Source organism: Streptomyces sp. 3330 (assembly GCF_031456635.1).
Classification (GTDB): domain Bacteria; phylum Actinomycetota; class Actinomycetes; order Streptomycetales; family Streptomycetaceae; genus Streptomyces.
The window spans coordinates 192,813-209,665 of record NZ_JAVDVA010000002.1 but is presented as its reverse complement, the minus strand read 5'-3'; the positions used below and the strand labels follow the sequence as shown (position 1 = coordinate 209,665).

Here is a 16,853-nt window from a genome sequence, read left to right as displayed (position 1 = left end):
TCACTCCCGTCACGCCCGTCACGCCCGTCACGCCCGTCACGCCGACGAGTGTCACACGGGCGTCGACGTCGACTCGTCCTCGGGCAGGATGCCCAGCCGGCCGGCCACCGTGCTGAGGGCAGCCCCCAAGGGAAGCGCTACCCGGGTGAGGGCGTGCTGGTCGCCGCGGGTGGGGTCCCGGTTGACGATCAGCACGGGCTTCCCGGCCTGACCCGCCTGGCGGACGAACCGGAGCCCGGACATCACCGTCAGGGAGGAGCCCAGGACCAGGAGCGAAGCCGCCTCGCGGACCAGCGTGCGGCAGTGCTCGACACGCGACGGCGGGACGGTCTCGCCGAAGAACACCACGTCCGGCTTGAGGATGCCGCCGCAGACCACGCACGGCACCACGCGGAAGTCCCCGACCTGTTCGTCGGTGAGGTCGGCGTCACCGTCCGGGTTGATCGCTGCCGCCGTGGGCGCGAAGCCCGCGTTGGCCTCCTCCAGCCGTCGGGCGAGCTCGCGGCGCGGGCTGAAGTCGCCGCAGGACAGGCAGACCACCCGGGCCAGGCTTCCGTGGAGTTCCACGACGTCCTCGCTGCCGGCGGCCTGGTGCAGGCCGTCGACGTTCTGGGTGATCATGCCCGAGAGCAGGCCGTGCCGCGCGAACGCCGCCACGGCCCGGTGCCCGGCGTTGGGACGGGCGCGCCCGAAGGTGCGCCAGCCGAGGTGGCTGCGCGCCCAGTACCGGCGGCGCGCCCGGGCGTCGGCGGTGAAGTCCTGATAGGTCATCGGGGTGTGCCTGCTCAGGCTCCCGCCCTCGCCGCGGTAGTCGGGGATGCCCGATTCCGTGGAGATCCCGGCCCCGCTGAGGACCAGCACCCGGCCGGCGCTCAGTGCCTCGACGACCTGTGCGACATCGGTCGTGCCCGGCGGCAGGTCCTCGGCGGGGGTCCAGCTCAGAGTGGGGCGCATGCGCATGCCGCCAGGGTACGGAACGGGCCGCCCACGGCGTCCCGGAACAGGCGCCGGCCCCGGACTCCCGCAGGTCGGACTCGCGTTCCGGTTCCGCGGGCGGGACGCGAGATGGGTCACACCATGATCCCGCGAAGGGCCCTCCGAGGCGGGGCTGCGGGCCTGCCCACGCCGCATTTAGATGCAGTATGCAGCGAAGTGCGTACAGCCCGTGAACGGGACATGTCCGCCTATCGTCGCCCTCTGGCCTGCCGCCGGCGCCGTCGAGCAGACCCGTCCCTGCCCCCGACGAAAGTAGGCGAGCGAAGCTTTGTCGACTGCCACAGTCGCCTCTCCCCCGACATCCCTCCCGACCGCCCCGAAGAACACCACCGCCACGGACCCCGCACTCGTCAAACGCGCCGTACGGGCCGCCGCGCTGGGCAACGCGATGGAATGGTTCGACTTCGGCGTCTACAGCTACATCGCGGTCACCCTGGGCAAGGTCTTCTTCCCGTCCGGGAACCCGACCACCCAGCTGCTCTCCACCTTCGGCGCCTTCGCCGCGGCCTTCCTGGTCCGACCGATCGGCGGCATGGTCTTCGGGCCGCTCGGCGACCGCGTCGGCCGCCAGAAGGTGCTGGCCGTCACCATGATCATGATGGCCGCGGGCACCTTCGCCATCGGCCTCATCCCGTCGTACGCGTCGATCGGCGTCGGAGCCCCGCTGCTCCTGCTGGCCGCCCGGCTGGTGCAGGGCTTCTCCACCGGCGGCGAGTACGCGGGCGCCTCCACCTTCATCGCCGAGTACGCGCCCGACAAGCGGCGCGGCTTCCTCGGGAGCTGGCTGGAGTTCGGCACGCTCGCCGGGTACATCGGCGGCGCCGGCCTGGTCACGGCGATGACCGCGCTGCTGTCGACGGAGGACCTGCTGAGCTGGGGCTGGCGGATCCCGTTCCTGATCGCGGGCCCGATGGGCATCATCGGCCTCTATCTGCGGATGCGACTGGAGGAGACCCCGGCGTTCGCGGCCGAGATCGAGAAGGCCGAGTCGAACCGCCCGAAGGTGCCGCTGCGCCGGATGATCGTGGGCCAGTGGCGGGCGCTGCTGCTCTGCGTCGGACTGGTGCTGGTCTTCAACGTCACCGACTACATGCTGCTGTCGTACATGCCGAGCTATCTGACCAGTGAGCTCAAGTACGACGAGACGCACGGCCTGCTCGTCGTGCTCGGCGTGATGGCCCTGATGATGATCGTCCAGCCCTTCGCGGGCGCCCTGACCGACCGGGTGGGGCGCCGGCCGGTGATCGCCGCGGGCTGCGCCGGCTTCCTGTTGCTGTCCGTCCCCGCCCTGCTGCTGATCCGCCAGGGCAGCCTGCTGGCCGTCGGGCTCGGCATGGGCGCGCTGGGCCTGCTGCTGGTCTGCTTCACGGCGGCGATGCCCGCCGCCCTGCCGGCGCTGTTCCCGACGAAGGTCCGCTACGGATCGCTCTCGATCGGCTTCAACGTCTCCGTCTCGCTGTTCGGCGGCACCACCCCGCTGGTCGTGACGGCTCTGATCGGGGCAACCGGAAACATGATGATGCCCGCGTACTACATGATGGCCGCGGCCGTGATCGGCGGTGTGGCGGTGTGGTTCATGGCCGAGTCGGCGGGGCGCCCGCTGCCGGGCTCGGCGCCCTCCCGGTAGGACCCAGGACCGAGGACGTCCGGAGCCGTCGGCCGCCACTCCCGTGCGGCCGACGGCTCCGTGACAGTCCGCCGGCGGCGAGCGGGGAGCCGGCCGCGCGGACCATGGATCACCCCGCGCACCTGGGTTGCGCCGCTCCCTCCAGCCCGCCCGCCCCCGATCGGGGCAAGGGCGTCTCTCCTCTTTGCATCAAGTATTCGCCGGAGACGTTTGTTCGAAGGCGAACGGTGCACACGAGAAGCTAACACTGTCTTTACACGACGAAGCGGAGAGACATCATGGGCATTATCGCGTGGATCCTGATCGGCCTGCTCGCCGGCGCCATCGCCAAGGCCTTGATGCCGGGCAAGGACCCGGGCGGCATCATCATCACCATGCTCATCGGTATCGCCGGCGGTCTGCTCGGCGGCTGGCTCGGCAAGGTCATCTTCGGCGTCGACTCGATCGACGGCTTCTTCGACCTCTCCACCTGGATCGCCGCGATCGTGGGCTCCTTCATCCTGCTCGCTCTCTACCGCCTCGTCACGGGCAACCGGCGGTCGCACCGCCACGCGTGAACCGCCGACGCCCCAGACGGCACGGCATCCGGACGGCTCCGACCCTGTACAGGGTGGGAGCCGTCGGCGTTTTCGCGGCTCCGGACTCCAGGCTCCGGCTCAGGGCTCCGTCCGGCATCGTGAGCGAGCCGGGTGACGCCACACCAGCTACCGGCCTTCGGGGGAACTTCGGGTCCGCGCCGCTCTCCCGCGGTCGGCGAGTGGTACGGGCATGAGATGCCCCCTCCGCCCGATCAGCCTGCCTCGCCGCTCGCACGCCGAAGCCGCGAGGAGCCGCACGTACCGGGTCTGCTGCGGACCGCGGCCGCGTACGCATGGCGGATCATCGCCGTCGGCTTCGTCGTCCACGTCACCTTCTCCGTGCTCGGGCAGTTCCACCGGATCGCCGTCGCCGTCTTCCTGGGACTCGTCATCACCGCCGTACTCCGCCCCGTGGCCGACCTCCTGGCGCGCCTCCTCCCCCGGCCGCTCGCGGTCGCCACCGCGCTCGTCGCCGGAATCGTCCTCGTCCTCGGCGCGCTGGCCCTGGTGGGTGAGACCGCGGCGGATCAGCGAAGCGGGCTGGAGAGGGAGTTCGTCTCGGGGATCGACCGGATCGAACGTCAGCTGGAGGAGCCCCCCTTCCGCCTTCCCCCGCACGCGTTCGACGATCTCCAGTCCCGGATCGGCAAGCTCCTGTCGAGCCACCGTTCCACCCTCGTCAGCACGGCGCTCAGCGGCGCGAGCCGGCTGCTCGAGGTGCTGACAGTGCTCGCGCTGGCCGTGTTCTGCGCGGTCTTCTTCACGTACTCGGGCGACCGGCAGTGGAAGTGGGTGTGCGACCAGTTCCAGCCCGGGGCACGTAGGCGGGTCACGGTCGCGGGCCGGGCCGCCTGGCGGACGTTCACCGGCTACACCCACGGCATCCTGCTGGTGGCCGCGACCAACGCCGTCCTCGTGGGCATCGCCCTGCTCGCTCTGGGGGTGCCCCTGGCGGTGCCATTGGCGCTGCTGGAGTTCGTGGCCGCGTTCATTCCCCTGATCGGCTCGCCGATCGCCCTGGCGATCGCGGCCGTCGTGGCGCTCGCTTCGAAAGGAGCGGTCATCGCCCTGGTGGTCGTGGCCCTGATCGTGGTCATCGGACAGATCGAGGGCCATCTCCTGCACCCCATCGTGATGAGCTGGGCCGTCCGACTGCACCCGGTGGTGGTCGCCCTGGCGGTCGTCGGCGGGGCGGTCGCGGCAGGGGTGATCGGCGCCGTCGTCGCCGTGCCGCTGGTGGCCGTGGTGTGGTCCGTGCACCAGGCGCTGCGAGGCCTGGCCGACGATCCGGCGTGAGGCGCGGCGCGTGCCGACAGCGCCGCACAACAGCGGGCGGACCGCGGTTGTGCGGTGCTGTCGGGTCCGGGCCGTCGGCGGCGCGCCGCGGCGCCTCGGATCCCGTGCGCCTCGTCGGCGGGGAGTCCGAGGCCGCGCCGCCAGCCGCGGTCAGGAGTGGACGATACGGCGTACGTTGTCCACGGAGCCGCTGCCGGACTTCAGCTGCCGTCCCCTCTCCTCCAGGAACGCCTCGCCCAGCTCCTCCCGTCGCTCCATGGCGACGTTCTCGCGGGCGCCGTTGAGGATGGTCCGCTCCTCCTCGTCGGTGTGGTGGGCGACGGCCTCCACCAGCTCCTCCAGCTTCTCGTCCCACTCCTCGGAGCCGACCTCGTCGACCTCCAGGAGTTCGAGGAGCGCCTTGTTGCCCTCCTCGTGCTCCTCCTCGCCGTGCTCGACCTCTTCGTCCTCGATCTTCTTGAAGCGCTTGAGGGCGGGGTACACCTTCGCCTCCTCCGCCAGCGCGTGCGCGATCAGCAGGTCGGCGAACTCCTTCAGGGCGGCTGCCCTGTCGGCTTCGACGCTGCGCATCAGACGGAAGAGGTCCTCCATTCTGCGGTGGTCCTGGAGGATGAGGGCGACGACGTCTCGCGTGTCGGTCGTGTCAGGCATGTCGGCCATGGGAACGGGCTTCACTTTCGTACGGGGAACCTGGGGCAGAACCGTGTACCCCGGTCCGCGGTCTTCATCGGTCCGGCCGGGGCGGCTCACTCTTGCGGAACCGAGGAGGGGGCCGATCAGACGAAGGCGCTCTGTCCGGTGATCGCCTTTCCGACGATCAGCGTGTTCATCTCCCGGGTGCCTTCGAAGGAGTAGATGGCCTCCGCGTCCGCGAAGAAGCGCGCGACGTCGTACTCCAGGACGATGCCATTGCCGCCGAAGATCTCCCGGGACCAGGCCACGACCTCGCGCATGCGGGCGGTCACGTGGGCCTTGGCCAGCGAGGAGTGCTCGTCCCGGAACACCCCGGCGTCCTGCAGCTCGGCGAGCCGACGCAGCATGCCCCAGCTCGAGGTGATGTTGCCCAGGCTCTTCACCAGGAGGTCCTGCACGAGCTGGAAGCCCGCGAGCGGACGGCCGAACTGCTGCCGCTCGGTGGCGTAGCGCAGGGCCAGCTCGTAGGCGCCGATCATGACGCCGAGGGCCTGCCAGGCGACTCCGCTGCGCGTGGCGCGCAGGACTTCCGCGACGTCACGGAACGAGGACGCGTTCTGCAGCCGATCGCTCTCCGGCACCCGCACGTCGGTGAGGGTGACGTCCGCGTTCTCGACGATGCGCAGCGACGTCTTGTGGGCGATCTTCTCCGCCTTGAATCCGGGCGTGTCCTTGCCGACGACGAATCCCTTGACCTGGTCGTCGTCGACATCGCGGGCCCAGACGACGATGAGGTCGGCGAAGGTGGCGTTGCCGATCCAGCGCTTCTCGCCGTTGAGGACCCACGTGTCGCCGTCCCGCCGGGCGGTGGTCCGCATGCCGGCCGCGATGTCGGAGCCGTCGAGCGGCTCCGTGAGGGCGAACGCCCCGATGTTGTCCATCCGCGCCATGCCCGGCAGCCAGCGATCGCGCTGGGCCCGGTCGCCACAGGCCTGGATCGCGTACATGGCGAGTCCGTTGTGGACCCCGAAGAAGGTGGCGACCGAAGCGTCGACCCGGCTCATCTCCATCGCCATCATCCCGGTCAGCAGATGGCCGGCGGCGGGGCCGTGGTCGCCGTAGCCCTCGTACGACAGTCCGACCAGGCCGCTCTCCCGGAAACGACCGATCAGCTCCCGGGGGAAGGTGCCGTCGGCCCAGTGCTCGGCCACCAGAGGCTGGACCTCCTCCCGCATGAACGCCCGCGTCCTGAGCAGCACCTTCCGCTCCTCCTCCGTGAGCGCGGCCTCGAAGTCGTAGAAGTCGGCGACGTTCTGCTGTTCCGTAAGTGAAGTCATGGGGCCCTTCTTCCACGCTTGTCCCGAGCAATGCGCGCCGCCGACCTCGTCCCGCCTCGGTGTTTCGATCCGCTCGACCCGACCCAGGGCTCACGGGGGGGCGACGACGTCTCCGCCGACCCGGCGTCACTGGCGCAGGTGTCGGCCACGGCCCACGGCATCCGGCTCGACGCCGACGGGCTGACCTCGCTGCGCGGCGCCCGCATCCCCCGGCTCGACGGCGACGTCCTGCTGTCCTTCGACGACCTCAACCGCGAACTCGGCGCGTCCCAGGTGACGTTCACCGGTGAGGGCGGCGACCGGATCCGGGCCCACGGCGTCCTGCCGGTCGCCGGGCACGACCTGCGGCTGCGCGCCGAGGCCACGATCCGGCGGCAGGGCGAGCGGGGCATCGGCGCTCAGATCGGCGGCATACGCCTGGACATCGGGGACCTGGCCACCTACCACCTCGGCACGCGCGCCACGGACGGCCTGCACCTCACCCCGAAGGCGTCCGCCGACCTCGCCCACCTCGCCCGGGAGACCCGCAAGGCGAAGGCACTGCTGTCGGTCCCGGCGATCGTGCGGCGGCTCGGGGTGCCCGAGGGGACCGTACGCGCGGCCCTGAGCGGTGCCCTGGGCCTCGACCCCGAGCTCCTCGACTCCCTGTCCCGGCTCACCCGTCCGGCCCTCGCCGACCGCCTCTCGCTGGCCTTCGAACTGCCGGAACCGGAGGAGGGGGACATGCGGCTGCGGTACGTCCGCGTGGAGAAGGACGGCATCCGGGTGCGGCTCACCGGCTCGGGGCCGGCCGTGGGCCGCCCGTGAACGCGCTCCGATGCGCCCCGTGAGCGCGGCTCCCCCACCCTTCGTTCCACGTCTTCCACGACACAGGTGTGCAGGAACGTTTCGCGGGCAGGCGGGGTGTGGCAGATGTGATGCCGGGGGCGGCTCTGCCTGGGGAGGTCTGCGCCGCCCCCTCCCCCTTGCCTCTCCCGCTCCCCCTGCCGAACGTGGGAGATCGGAGTGTCCTTCACCCCTGCGTGAGCTGTGCGAATGAGGGCAGAAGCCACTATTGGCACACCGAAGATCTGGCGTCCCACCAAGCGCCCAGGTCACCTCACGCAAGACGAGTAAGGAACTTCAGTGGCTGACCTACTGACCGACGGGCAGCCCGACCCAGCGCGGTCCGGGCCGACCGGCATCGGCGGAATGCCCGCACAGGTCCGCGAGGACCTGACGCGCAGACTGAGACGGAACAAGCGCCCCTTCCGCGACGAGGACGTCCAGGTCGTCGAACGGCCCCTGCTGCGACGTGCGGTCAGCGCCTCGGCGCTCGGCAACTGCATGGAATGGTTCGACTTCGGCGTCTACAGCTATCTCGCCGCCACCATCGGCAAGGTGTTCTTCCCCGGAGCGTCACCCGCCGCCCAGGTGATCTCGTCCTTCGCCACCTTCGCGGCCGCGTTCGTCGTACGCCCGCTCGGCGGACTCGTCTTCGGGCCGCTCGGAGACCGCCTCGGCCGGCAGAAAGTGCTCGCCACCACCATGATCATGATGGCGGTCGGCACGTTCGCCATCGGCATCATCCCCGGTTACGCCACGATCGGCATCGCCGCCCCGATCCTGCTGTTGCTCGCCCGCATGGTGCAGGGCTTCTCCACCGGCGGCGAGTACGGCGGCGCCACCACCTTCGTCGCCGAGTACTCGCCCGACCGTCGTCGCGGTTTCCTCTCCAGCTGGCTCGACTTCGGCACCTTCGTCGGCTACGCGCTCGGCTCCGCAATGGTCACCACGCTCAACCTCGCCCTCAGCGACGCGCAGATGCTCTCCTGGGGCTGGCGGATCCCGTTCCTCATCGCGGGCCCGCTCGGGGCGATCGGCCTCTACATGCGCCTCAAGCTCGAGGAGTCTCCCGCGTTCCAGCAGCAGCTCGACCAGCACGAGGAGAGCCTCGCCAAGGAATCGGCGGGCACCGAGTTCCGGACCATCGTCAAGGATCACTGGCGTGCCCTGCTCATCTGCATGGGCCTGGTGCTGCTCTACAACGTCACCAACTACATGGTCACGGGATTCCTGCCCACCTATCAGACGGAGACCCTGGGCCGCTCCAGCAGTTCGGCGGACGTCCTCGTGCTCGTGGGCATGGTGTGGATCGTGCTGCTGATCACCTTCCTCGGCAGACTCAGCGACCACGTCGGCCGACGTCCCCTCTACGGCTACGCGGCAGCGGGCATGATCCTGCTCGCGATTCCCTCCTTCCTGCTGATCAAGACGGACGGCACGTGGCCGCCGCTCCTCGGGGTGCTGATCCTGTCCACCCTGCTGGCGTGCTTCGCCGCACCCAGCGCCGCGACGCTTCCCGCCCTGTTCCCGACGGCCGTCCGCTACGCGGCCATGGGCATCGGCTTCAACTTCGCGGTGGCCGCGTTCGGCGGCACCACGCCACTGGTCACGGAGGCGCTGGTCAGCATCACCGGAAACGACATGATGCCCGCGTTCTACCTCATGGCCGCCGGCGCCATCGGGCTGTTCACGGTCCGCTTCCTGCCCGAGAGCGCCCAGGTGTCCCTCAACGGCTCCCAGCCGATGGTGGGATCGAAGAAGGAACGCCGGGAACTCATCGTGACCTCCCAGGAGCTGTACCGGGTCGGCCGCGAGCCGTCCGACCGACGCTGACCGCTCACCGGCACCGCGCCCGGTCTCCCGCACAGGGGGCCGGGCGCACTGCCGTCACGGCGGTGTTCCACGCGGTCACTCGCCGAGTGCGGCAGCATGAAGCCCATGCTCATGGCCCTCGTCCGCAGCGGACTGGCCCGACACCCCCTGGGACCGGTGGGCTACGCCGTCGGATACGCCCTGGCCGAGGACCACCTCCGGCAGGGCCTCACCGTCGTCGCGGCATCGGTGAACCCCCTGCCCGTGACCCGCGACTCCTGGCGGGACGCGGGCGCCACGGCGGGCGTCGGCGTCGTCGAGGTCGAGGTGATCTGCTCGGATCCGGCCGAGCACCGGCACCGCGTCACCTGACGCTCCGTCGACATCCCCGACCTGCCGCTGCCCGACTGGCAGCAGGGCACCGAACGCACCTACGAAGGCTGGGACCGCGAGCACGTCATCGTCGACACCGCCGGCCAAGCCCCACAGGACTCCCTCGCCTCACTCCTCCACCGACTCGATCCCCTGGCGCCCGCCCTGCGGGACCCCGGGCGGGATGAACCTGGTGGAGCCGGTACGCGGACAGCCGTCCGCCCGAGCGACAGTGACATGACCGGCCGGAAGGGGCTGGTCGGCAGCGGTTCAGTCGGCAGGGGTTCGCGATTCGGACCGGCCACAGGCATCGCCCGACGGGTGCTCGACCGATGGTGCGTCAGGGTCGGTTCGGATCATGGCGACGCCCTGGTCGGTGGCCAGGGCCAGGTTCGGGCCGACCGCGGCGAGCCCGTGAACCGCCAGGTCCACGGAGAGGACGAGACGTTCGGTCCAGGCCTCAGGGTCCCAGATGCGGACGGTGCGGTCGTTGCTGCCGGTGGCGAGGAGCGTGCGTCCGTCCGACGCGGTGAACGCCGTGACCGCCTGGACTGCGGCGAAGTGACCGGTCAGAGGCGGTGCGAGCTCTTTTCCGGCAGCGGGGTCCCAGACACGCACGGTACGGTCCTCGCCGCCCGTGACAAGCAATGTGTACCCCTCCGGCGATGTGAGCACCAGCATGGTGCGTACGGCGCCGGCATGGCCTCGCAGGGGCGCTCGCGTCTCCTGTCCGGTCACGGGATCCCAGATGCGCACAGTCCCGTCATTGCCACAGCTGGCGAGGAGGGTACGACCGTCCGGCGCGGTGAACGTGCTGATGGCGCGCACGGCGCCGGCGTGCCCCAGGAGCGGTGCCGTGGTCTGTTGTCCCGTCTCGGGGTCCCACACGCGAATCGTGCGGTCGTCGCCGATCGCCAGGTGCGTTCGTCGGCCCGGCACGGGAAACGCCGCCACCGCTCGTACGGCACCCGTGTTGCCTATGAGGGACAGCACCCCGTCGTCCGGGGCGTCCAGGTCCCAGACCTCGACGAACCCGTCGGCGCTGCAGACGGCCAGCAGCCGCTGCCCGTCCGACCCCGTGAAAGGCGCGAGCGCCTCGACTCTGTGCCCTTGTCCGCGCAGCGGGGCGCCCATCGCCCGGCCCGTGGCCGCGTCCCAGATCCGGGTCGTGTCGTCGCTGCCGCCGGTGGCGAGGAGCGTGCGTCCGCCGAGACCGCTGAACGCCACCACGGCGCCCACTTCTTGAGCATGACTGCGCAGGGTCGGCGAGGCCTGCCGACTCGTCGTCGGATCCCAGACGCGGACGGTGCGGTCGTTGCTGCCGGTGGCGAGGAGCGTGCGTCCGTCGGGCCCGCGGAACGCGGTGATGGCACCGATCAACTTGCGGTGGCCGTGGCCGTAGAGAGGGGGTGAGGTCTCCCGTCCGGTGTCCGGGTCCCAGAGCCGGATGGTCTCGTCGTCGCTGCAACTCGCCAACAGCGGGCCTCCGTCGGCCCCGCGGAACGCGGTCAGCTCGCCGATCCAGTCGGTGTGGCCCTCGAGGGGCGGCAGCGTCTGGAGGCCGGTTCCGGGGTCCCAGATGCGAATGGTGCAGTCGTCGCTGCCGCTGGCGAGCAGGTTGCGTCCGTCGCGCGTGGTGAACGCCACCACCGTCTGCACCGCGCCGGTGTGTCCCGCCAGGGGCGCGATCGTCTGGCGCCCGGTGGCCGGGTCCCAGACGCGGAGGGTGTCGTCGTCACCGCCGCTGGCGAGAAGCGCGCGCCCGTCAGGCGTGGTGAAGGCCGTGATGGCCTGGATGGCGCCGGTGTGCCCGGTCATGGGATGTGCGGTTTCCTGACCTGTGGCGGGATCCCAGATCCGGACGGTGCGGTCGTCGCCACCGGTGGCGAGGAGCGTGCGGCCGTCGGATCCGGTGAAAACGGCGATGGCCTGCACCGGGCCCTCGTGGCCCACCAGGGGCGAGACGACGGTCTGGTCGGCCGTGACCGGATTCCAGATGTGCACCTTCCCTCCGTCCGTGCCGGTGGCAAGGAACGGGCGTCCGCTCGGACCGGTGAAAGCCTTCACCACGCGCACGGGACCGGTCCCGCCGTCGAGCGGGGAATGCGTCTGCTCGGCCGTGGCCAAGTCCCACAGACACAGTGTCCCGTCGTCGCTGGCGGAGGCCAGCAGCGTGTCCCCGCTCGGTGACGTGAAGGCCGTCACCGCCACGACCTCGCTCCGGTGGCCCTGCAGCGGAAGATGGAGGGGGCGCCGCTGCAGCCGGGCCCAGACCAGGCACCACGCCGCCTGCGGGTCGGGCAGCTGGCGAGGAGGGCTGCTCTGGTCGGTACAGCGCGCCGTGGCCAGCTCCCGCAGGCCGCGCCGGTCCCCGGCCGGTGCTTCGGCGATCCGGTCGTACGCCGCGACCACGCCCGCTACGGCCGGCGGCAGGGCGAAGCGTCCGAAGCCGGTGAGTTTGGCGCTGGCACGCACGGCTGTGGCGTCCAGCCGGTCCAGCAGGCGGGGGCGGGCGGCGAGGGCCTCCCATGCCGTGGGGCCGCCGAGAGCCGCATGATCGGTCAGGTGGTGGCGGACGTAGGGGTTGGGCGTCTCGTCCGGCACCCGGCCGTCGGCTTGGCGGGCGAGCCGGATGGCGATGCGCCGATGGCGGTCGTCGTTGTCCGGCGGTTCCGCGAATCGTTCGAAGTGTTCGATGAAGGCGCGGTGAGCGAGGCGGTATACCGTCTGGTCGGACTCGATTGCGGCCATGAGGTAGGGAGCTCCGCCCTCGATGAGCCGGACGATGTCCTCGCTCGTGATCGGCATCACGCGGTCAGGAGGCATGAGGGCGGTGGCCGCGGTGGACCAGATGTCGTCCCGATCGGGCAGTCCGAGCCCCTGTGAGAGCGCCAGAGCCTCGAGCAGAAGCCGGTGTATCGGGTTGACGGCGGTGAGGCGCTGCACGGCGCGGGCGAAGAGTCCCCTGTGGTCGGTCTCCAGAAGCGGAGCCGGATCGTGTGCAAGGCGCGGATCGTGGAGGATCTCGTGGACGGCCAAGCGGGCGAAGAGGAACTCGTGGTCCAGGCGTCCGAGGGCGTGAACCGTGCGCTCGATGTCTCTCTGACCGGCCTGGAGCGCGCCGCGTTCGTGTGCGGCTCTCAGGCGTCGGCGGATGTAGCGGATCGTCGCCTCTCGGTCACGCCGCACCACGAGTACCTTGCCGCCGGGATGGTCGTAGCCTTCCGCGGATCCGAGTGCTTCGAGGAGATCCTCGTCGACGGGGGCGGGAAGATCCGGGCCCTCCCGGGTGGAGCGCCGGGTTCCCACGACGACCCGAACCCCCGGCGTGCGGGCCATCGGCCGCAGCACCTCCTCCGCGATGACCAAGGGCAGATGGGCCTCGTCGAGGGCGTCCGCGAGCAGGGTGAACGTCAGGTTCCCGCCTTCGCCCGCTGATCCTCCGAGCCGCAGGTCAGCGAGCCGTCCGGTGAGTCGTGCCATCTGGGAGTCGAAGGGCTGGTCAGGGGACAGTGGCTTGAAACCTTCGGCTCCGATCTTGCGGCTCACGGCTTCGACGATCCTGTCGAGGAGCCCCTGGGCTGACACGCCGGTGAGATGGACGGCGAGGTCGAACGCGTCGGTGGGCCGCGGTGTTCCGGAGGGCAGGTCGGAGAGATGCCCGGCGCGGGAGAGGGGAGCGGCCAGGTCGGGGCGGGTGTGGATCAGGATGTGCCCGAGCAGCGCCGACTTGCCCGAGCCCGCCGGCCCGGTGACGACGAGCAGCCCTTCCCGCGTGGTGTCGAGCCAGGACAGGACGTCGTAGCGTTCGGTCTCCCGGCCCTCGAAGTACCAGGCCTGTTCGCCCAGTTCGCCACCAGCGGCCTTGTCGACGAAGTGCCGGCGTTCGTCGGCCGTGAGCGCGGCAAGGGCCTGCTCGATGTCGGCCTCGGTGTCGAGCGGGGCCTGCATCCGGCCCACCACGGTCGGGTGGGTTCGCCGCAAGGCTGCCCGGTTGTGCGTCCGGGCGTAGGCGACGGTGTCACCCATGGCGCAGTTGATCTGCTCGGCCAAGGCATAGAGGCTGATGGTGTCATGCGTTCGGAACGTCACCGTGAGCAGGCGGTCAAGGATCTCCCGGAACGCGCCGAGGGTCGCGCTGCCGTCGTGTGAACTGGCTACGAGGATGAAGTCGCTGACGTCCGGGTCGAGTGTCGCCTGACTGCTCATGAGCTCGATGAAGCGGCGTGACTTGCAGGTGTCGACGACGACAGCGGCCCAGCCGGCGTCCCGTCGCGTCTGCCTCTTCTTGAGGTGCTGCAGAATCTCCAGATGAGAGATGCCGTTCGTGTCGAGCGGCCGAGGGCTCTTCGCATGGGCGAGCAGTGCGTGGAAAACCCCGTCGCTGGCGCCGTGACCGACCCAGTACAGGATGGAGTCACAGCCGCTGCGGTTCGCGGACCATGCGGCCAGGCGGTCGTGGACGGCGTCGGGACCACGGCCTTGCTGCGGAGTGTGCCACGCGTCGGTTTCTGCGCCGAAGGGAGCCAGCAGAGCGGCGACCGCGTCGACCTCCGGCTCCGTGGGCAGCGGAGGGTGGTTGTCGTAGTAACCGATGTCTACGGGGAAGAACTGCAGCGGACTGCCGGCGTGGCAGTCGTCGTCCTGTGTGTCCTGTGGGTCCATGAGATGTGCGGTCTCAGATCGGGTCTGCGGGTTCGAGGGCCAGGACGAGTTGAGTGAGGGGCGGGGCGCCCTCGGTGGTGACCCGTATCCGGTACAGACCGGGGGCGGGCAGGACGACGGAGGCGGCGACGGCGCCGTCGTGCCAGCCCAGACGACCGGTGTCGATGCGTCGGTCGGTTTCGGCATCGTGCACCGAACAGGCGATGCCGGCATGGCTGTCCAGTTCCTCGCCGGGTGCGGGCGTCAGGCGCGCGAGCCAAGGCCGGCCGGCCTCGACACAGTCGGGCAGGTCCAGGCCGATGCCGCCGGCGCCGAGAGCGGGGCCGAGACCCTGATCGTGCTCGGTGAGGATCGCCCGGACGTGGGCGAGAGCGACGCCGTCCTTGGCAAGCGCGCCGTGCTGCAACGGAAGTGACGTCACACTTCCGCCGCCGGACAAGGCGGCAGCGTCGCGGTAGACGGTGCCGTCGCCGGCCCGGTCCCGGCGGACGGGCAACCCCGTTGCCGGGTCCCGCGCCAACTCGCCCTCGCCGTCGCGCGCGAAGGACACGTACTGCTCGTACACCACCCCGCCGTCGAGGCGCAGACTCTGGGCCGTGGGCTGGGCAACACCGACGATCGCCCGATGCCCGGGGAGGTCCGGTGCGCCGGAGTGGCGCATACGCCGTTGGAAGCGCTGGGCGTCCGCGGCCAGTTCCTTGTCACCGCCGAGTTCACCGACATCGGAGGAGGTGAGCCGGAGCACGTCCCCGCCCGCATCCACGCACCGGTAGTCCGGCAGCAGGTCGTGCAGACCCGGCAGGGTTCTGGCCAGGGCCTGCATTCTGCGTCTGGGCAGGGCGGGCAGCGGGTCGGAGCGGTTGCCGGCCAGAATGACAGCGGCCTTGACCGAGCCGAGGAACGGCGTGCCGAGAGTGACCACACAGCGGGTGTCGGCGCCCAGACCGCTTCCCCGGTCAACGGCATGGGCGAACGCAGCGCGGACGACGAGCCCACCCATGGAGTGGGCGACGAAGACCAGTCGCGCCTCGCGTTCGTCGGGATGCAGTCGCCGTGCCCTGCCGTGGGCCTCGCTGCCGCGCCATACGGCGAGGTGGCGATGAGCGGCCTCGGCCAGCAGCGCACCGTTGAACTCCACCGGCAGCCGCCAGTCGTAGGCGAACTCCAGCACGGCCGCCGGGTCGGCCACGGCGTCCCGTACTGTCTTCAGCAGGTGGTCGTACGGTTCCAAGCCATGCAGGAAGGGGGCCCAAGCGGGGAACCTCAGCAGGCCGGCGGGCTCGACACGGCCGTAGCGTCCCGATCGCTCGCTCTCGTCCAGACGCAGCAGCCGCAAGTGCTCTCCGCGCCCCTGCCACGCCGACAGCAGCCAGCCGAGATCCTGCAGCCCCCATAACAGCCGCCGGCGCCCTGTGGCCTCTCGTAACGCGCTTCCCATGATCCCCGGCACCACGACCACGGCGTCGTGCGTGATGTCCCGGGTGGTCGGCGGCTGACCGGTCCACGGCCTCGGCAGCTCCGCCGACGCGAGCTCTGAGCGTTGCGTACCCCGAGACGTCATATCAGGGAACTGTAGCCAGCGCCCAAGGCTCAGGGAGACGAAAACCCGCGTCTCGAGGCGCACTTGAGGCAGATCGTCGAACAGTGGCCGACGATGACATCACGGCTGCGTCAGCCTGCGGGCCCTGCTGCACGGTCCCACGCGAAGGGCCGTGGAGCCACCTCTGTCCGGGAGCGTCGCACATCCGGGTCGGCAACTCCTGCAGATCTCAGCACGGTTGAAGCCTCCGGGCGATGTTGCGCCTCGTGGACCGTTGTCTGCCGACTCTTCGTACCGATCTGTCTCGGCAGCGGGGTCCTGTGCCGGCCGGACGCCCGCCGGTCGCATCGACGGTCGCACGCAGGCCGCTCGCGCGGACCACCGGGCGTTGATTCCGCTCAAGTGGCTTCTGCGCAAGTCGGGGGCGAAGGGGACTGTGTGGCCGCTACGCTGTCGCGCCTGCGGGGCAGGAGAGACGCCGGACGCGGCCGGTGCGGCGTGGTCGGGGACCGTGTATCTGGGGCAGTTGGGGCGCATGTAAGCTGGGGGAATCAAAAGCAGACAAATCATGCTTTTGATGTATTTATGGCTCATGTGCCCGTGTTGACGATTTAGAGGGATAGGCGCGTAGATGAACGGCTCGTGGTCATGGCGCAGGTCATCGTTCAGCGACGCCGCCGGGAACCAGTGCGTGGAAGTCGCATGGACGGGACACGATGTCCTGGTGCGTGACTCCAAGGACAGCGCCGGAGGCCGGCTGGCATTCAGTTCCGACTCGTGGGGCCGCTTCATCGCCTCAGCCGACGAGGCGGGGGCCGTCTCCACGTTCAGGTGAACGGCATTTGACGCGCGATACAGACGCGCGGGGGGCTGCCCTCACCTGAACAAGTGCCAGGTGAGGGCGCAAGACGCGGTTCAGCGACCGGGCGTGCCCAGTCGGCCGGCCAGGGCCAGACCCGCGGTGGCGATGGCTCCGGCGGCTGCCTTGCCGGCGTCGTCAGGAACCAGGGTCAATATGGTGACGGCGGCGCCGAGCGAGGCGATCGCCACGATGACGGCGACCACGGCATTCGCACGCGGCAGGGCGGGAATGTGGGACGCCCTGCGTTGCGACTGCGTGGGCGAGGGATCGGTTTCAGACATGATGCTCTCCAGATGGCCCGGGACTTGAG

General features: G+C 70.4%; 12 protein-coding genes and 1 pseudogene. 7 read left to right on the top strand and 6 right to left on the bottom strand.

The features are described 5' to 3' along the window. Positions 1 to 51: 51 nt before the first annotated feature. Positions 52 to 960 (bottom strand): NAD-dependent protein deacetylase, encoded by a 909-nt coding sequence (locus J2X68_RS04355; protein ID WP_310431080.1) that lies wholly within the window; start codon positions 958 to 960, stop codon positions 52 to 54. A gap of 304 nt (positions 961 to 1,264) precedes the next feature. On the opposite strand from J2X68_RS04355, the gene J2X68_RS04350 reads away from it, so the two are divergent. From J2X68_RS04350 to J2X68_RS04340, 3 genes are all read left to right on the top strand, one after another. Next, positions 1,265 to 2,623: an MFS transporter gene (locus tag J2X68_RS04350; RefSeq protein WP_310431079.1), complete on the top strand. Its 1,359-nt coding sequence runs from the start codon at positions 1,265 to 1,267 to the stop codon at positions 2,621 to 2,623. 278 nt (positions 2,624 to 2,901) lie between these two features. Continuing rightward, positions 2,902 to 3,180, top strand: a complete 279-nt coding sequence (locus tag J2X68_RS04345; RefSeq protein WP_310431078.1) for a GlsB/YeaQ/YmgE family stress response membrane protein — start codon at positions 2,902 to 2,904, stop codon at positions 3,178 to 3,180. A 216-nt stretch (positions 3,181 to 3,396) separates the two neighbouring features. Continuing rightward, positions 3,397 to 4,497: an AI-2E family transporter gene (locus J2X68_RS04340; protein ID WP_310431077.1), complete on the top strand. Its 1,101-nt coding sequence runs from the start codon at positions 3,397 to 3,399 to the stop codon at positions 4,495 to 4,497. A gap of 150 nt (positions 4,498 to 4,647) precedes the next feature. On the opposite strand, the gene J2X68_RS04335 is transcribed toward J2X68_RS04340, so the two are convergent. Next, entirely contained in the window at positions 4,648 to 5,148 is a 501-nt protein-coding gene (locus J2X68_RS04335) for a hemerythrin domain-containing protein (RefSeq protein WP_310431076.1), read from the bottom strand. A 125-nt stretch (positions 5,149 to 5,273) separates the two neighbouring features. After that, positions 5,274 to 6,467, bottom strand: coding sequence for an acyl-CoA dehydrogenase family protein (locus tag J2X68_RS04330; RefSeq protein WP_310431075.1), 1,194 nt, complete (start codon positions 6,465 to 6,467; stop codon positions 5,274 to 5,276). Between the two features lie 105 nt (positions 6,468 to 6,572). On the opposite strand from J2X68_RS04330, the pseudogene J2X68_RS04325 reads away from it, so the two are divergent. The 3 genes and pseudogenes from J2X68_RS04325 to J2X68_RS04315 form a co-directional block, all read left to right on the top strand. Beyond that, positions 6,573 to 7,274: pseudogene (locus J2X68_RS04325) on the top strand (LmeA family phospholipid-binding protein); the annotation flags it as partial. A gap of 384 nt (positions 7,275 to 7,658) precedes the next feature. Further along, the gene (locus J2X68_RS04320; RefSeq protein ID WP_310431360.1) at positions 7,659 to 9,125 is read left to right on the top strand and encodes an MFS transporter; all 1,467 of its coding nucleotides are present in this window, start codon (positions 7,659 to 7,661) and stop codon (positions 9,123 to 9,125) included. Positions 9,126 to 9,230: 105 nt separating this feature from the next. Continuing rightward, positions 9,231 to 9,476 (top strand): hypothetical protein, encoded by a 246-nt coding sequence (locus J2X68_RS04315; protein ID WP_310431074.1) that lies wholly within the window; start codon positions 9,231 to 9,233, stop codon positions 9,474 to 9,476. Positions 9,477 to 9,746: 270 nt separating this feature from the next. Here J2X68_RS04315 and J2X68_RS04310 read toward each other — a convergent pair whose 3' ends face one another. Both J2X68_RS04310 and J2X68_RS04305 read right to left on the bottom strand, forming a co-directional pair. Beyond that, positions 9,747 to 14,141 carry a hypothetical protein gene (locus J2X68_RS04310; RefSeq protein ID WP_310431073.1) on the bottom strand — a complete coding sequence of 1,465 codons (4,395 nt, stop codon included), beginning with the start codon at positions 14,139 to 14,141 and terminating at the stop codon, positions 9,747 to 9,749. Positions 14,142 to 14,154: 13 nt separating this feature from the next. Further along, complete coding sequence (locus J2X68_RS04305; protein ID WP_310431072.1) at positions 14,155 to 15,702, bottom strand: lipase/acyltransferase domain-containing protein; 1,548 nt, start codon at positions 15,700 to 15,702, stop codon at positions 14,155 to 14,157. A gap of 610 nt (positions 15,703 to 16,312) precedes the next feature. On the opposite strand from J2X68_RS04305, the gene J2X68_RS04300 reads away from it, so the two are divergent. Further along, positions 16,313 to 16,516 carry a DUF397 domain-containing protein gene (locus J2X68_RS04300; RefSeq protein ID WP_310431071.1) on the top strand — a complete coding sequence of 68 codons (204 nt, stop codon included), beginning with the start codon at positions 16,313 to 16,315 and terminating at the stop codon, positions 16,514 to 16,516. A gap of 80 nt (positions 16,517 to 16,596) precedes the next feature. Here the strand turns inward: J2X68_RS04300 and J2X68_RS04295 are convergent, their stop codons facing one another. Further along, positions 16,597 to 16,824 carry a hypothetical protein gene (locus J2X68_RS04295; RefSeq protein WP_310431070.1) on the bottom strand — a complete coding sequence of 76 codons (228 nt, stop codon included), beginning with the start codon at positions 16,822 to 16,824 and terminating at the stop codon, positions 16,597 to 16,599. Between the last annotated feature and the right edge of the window lie 29 nt (positions 16,825 to 16,853).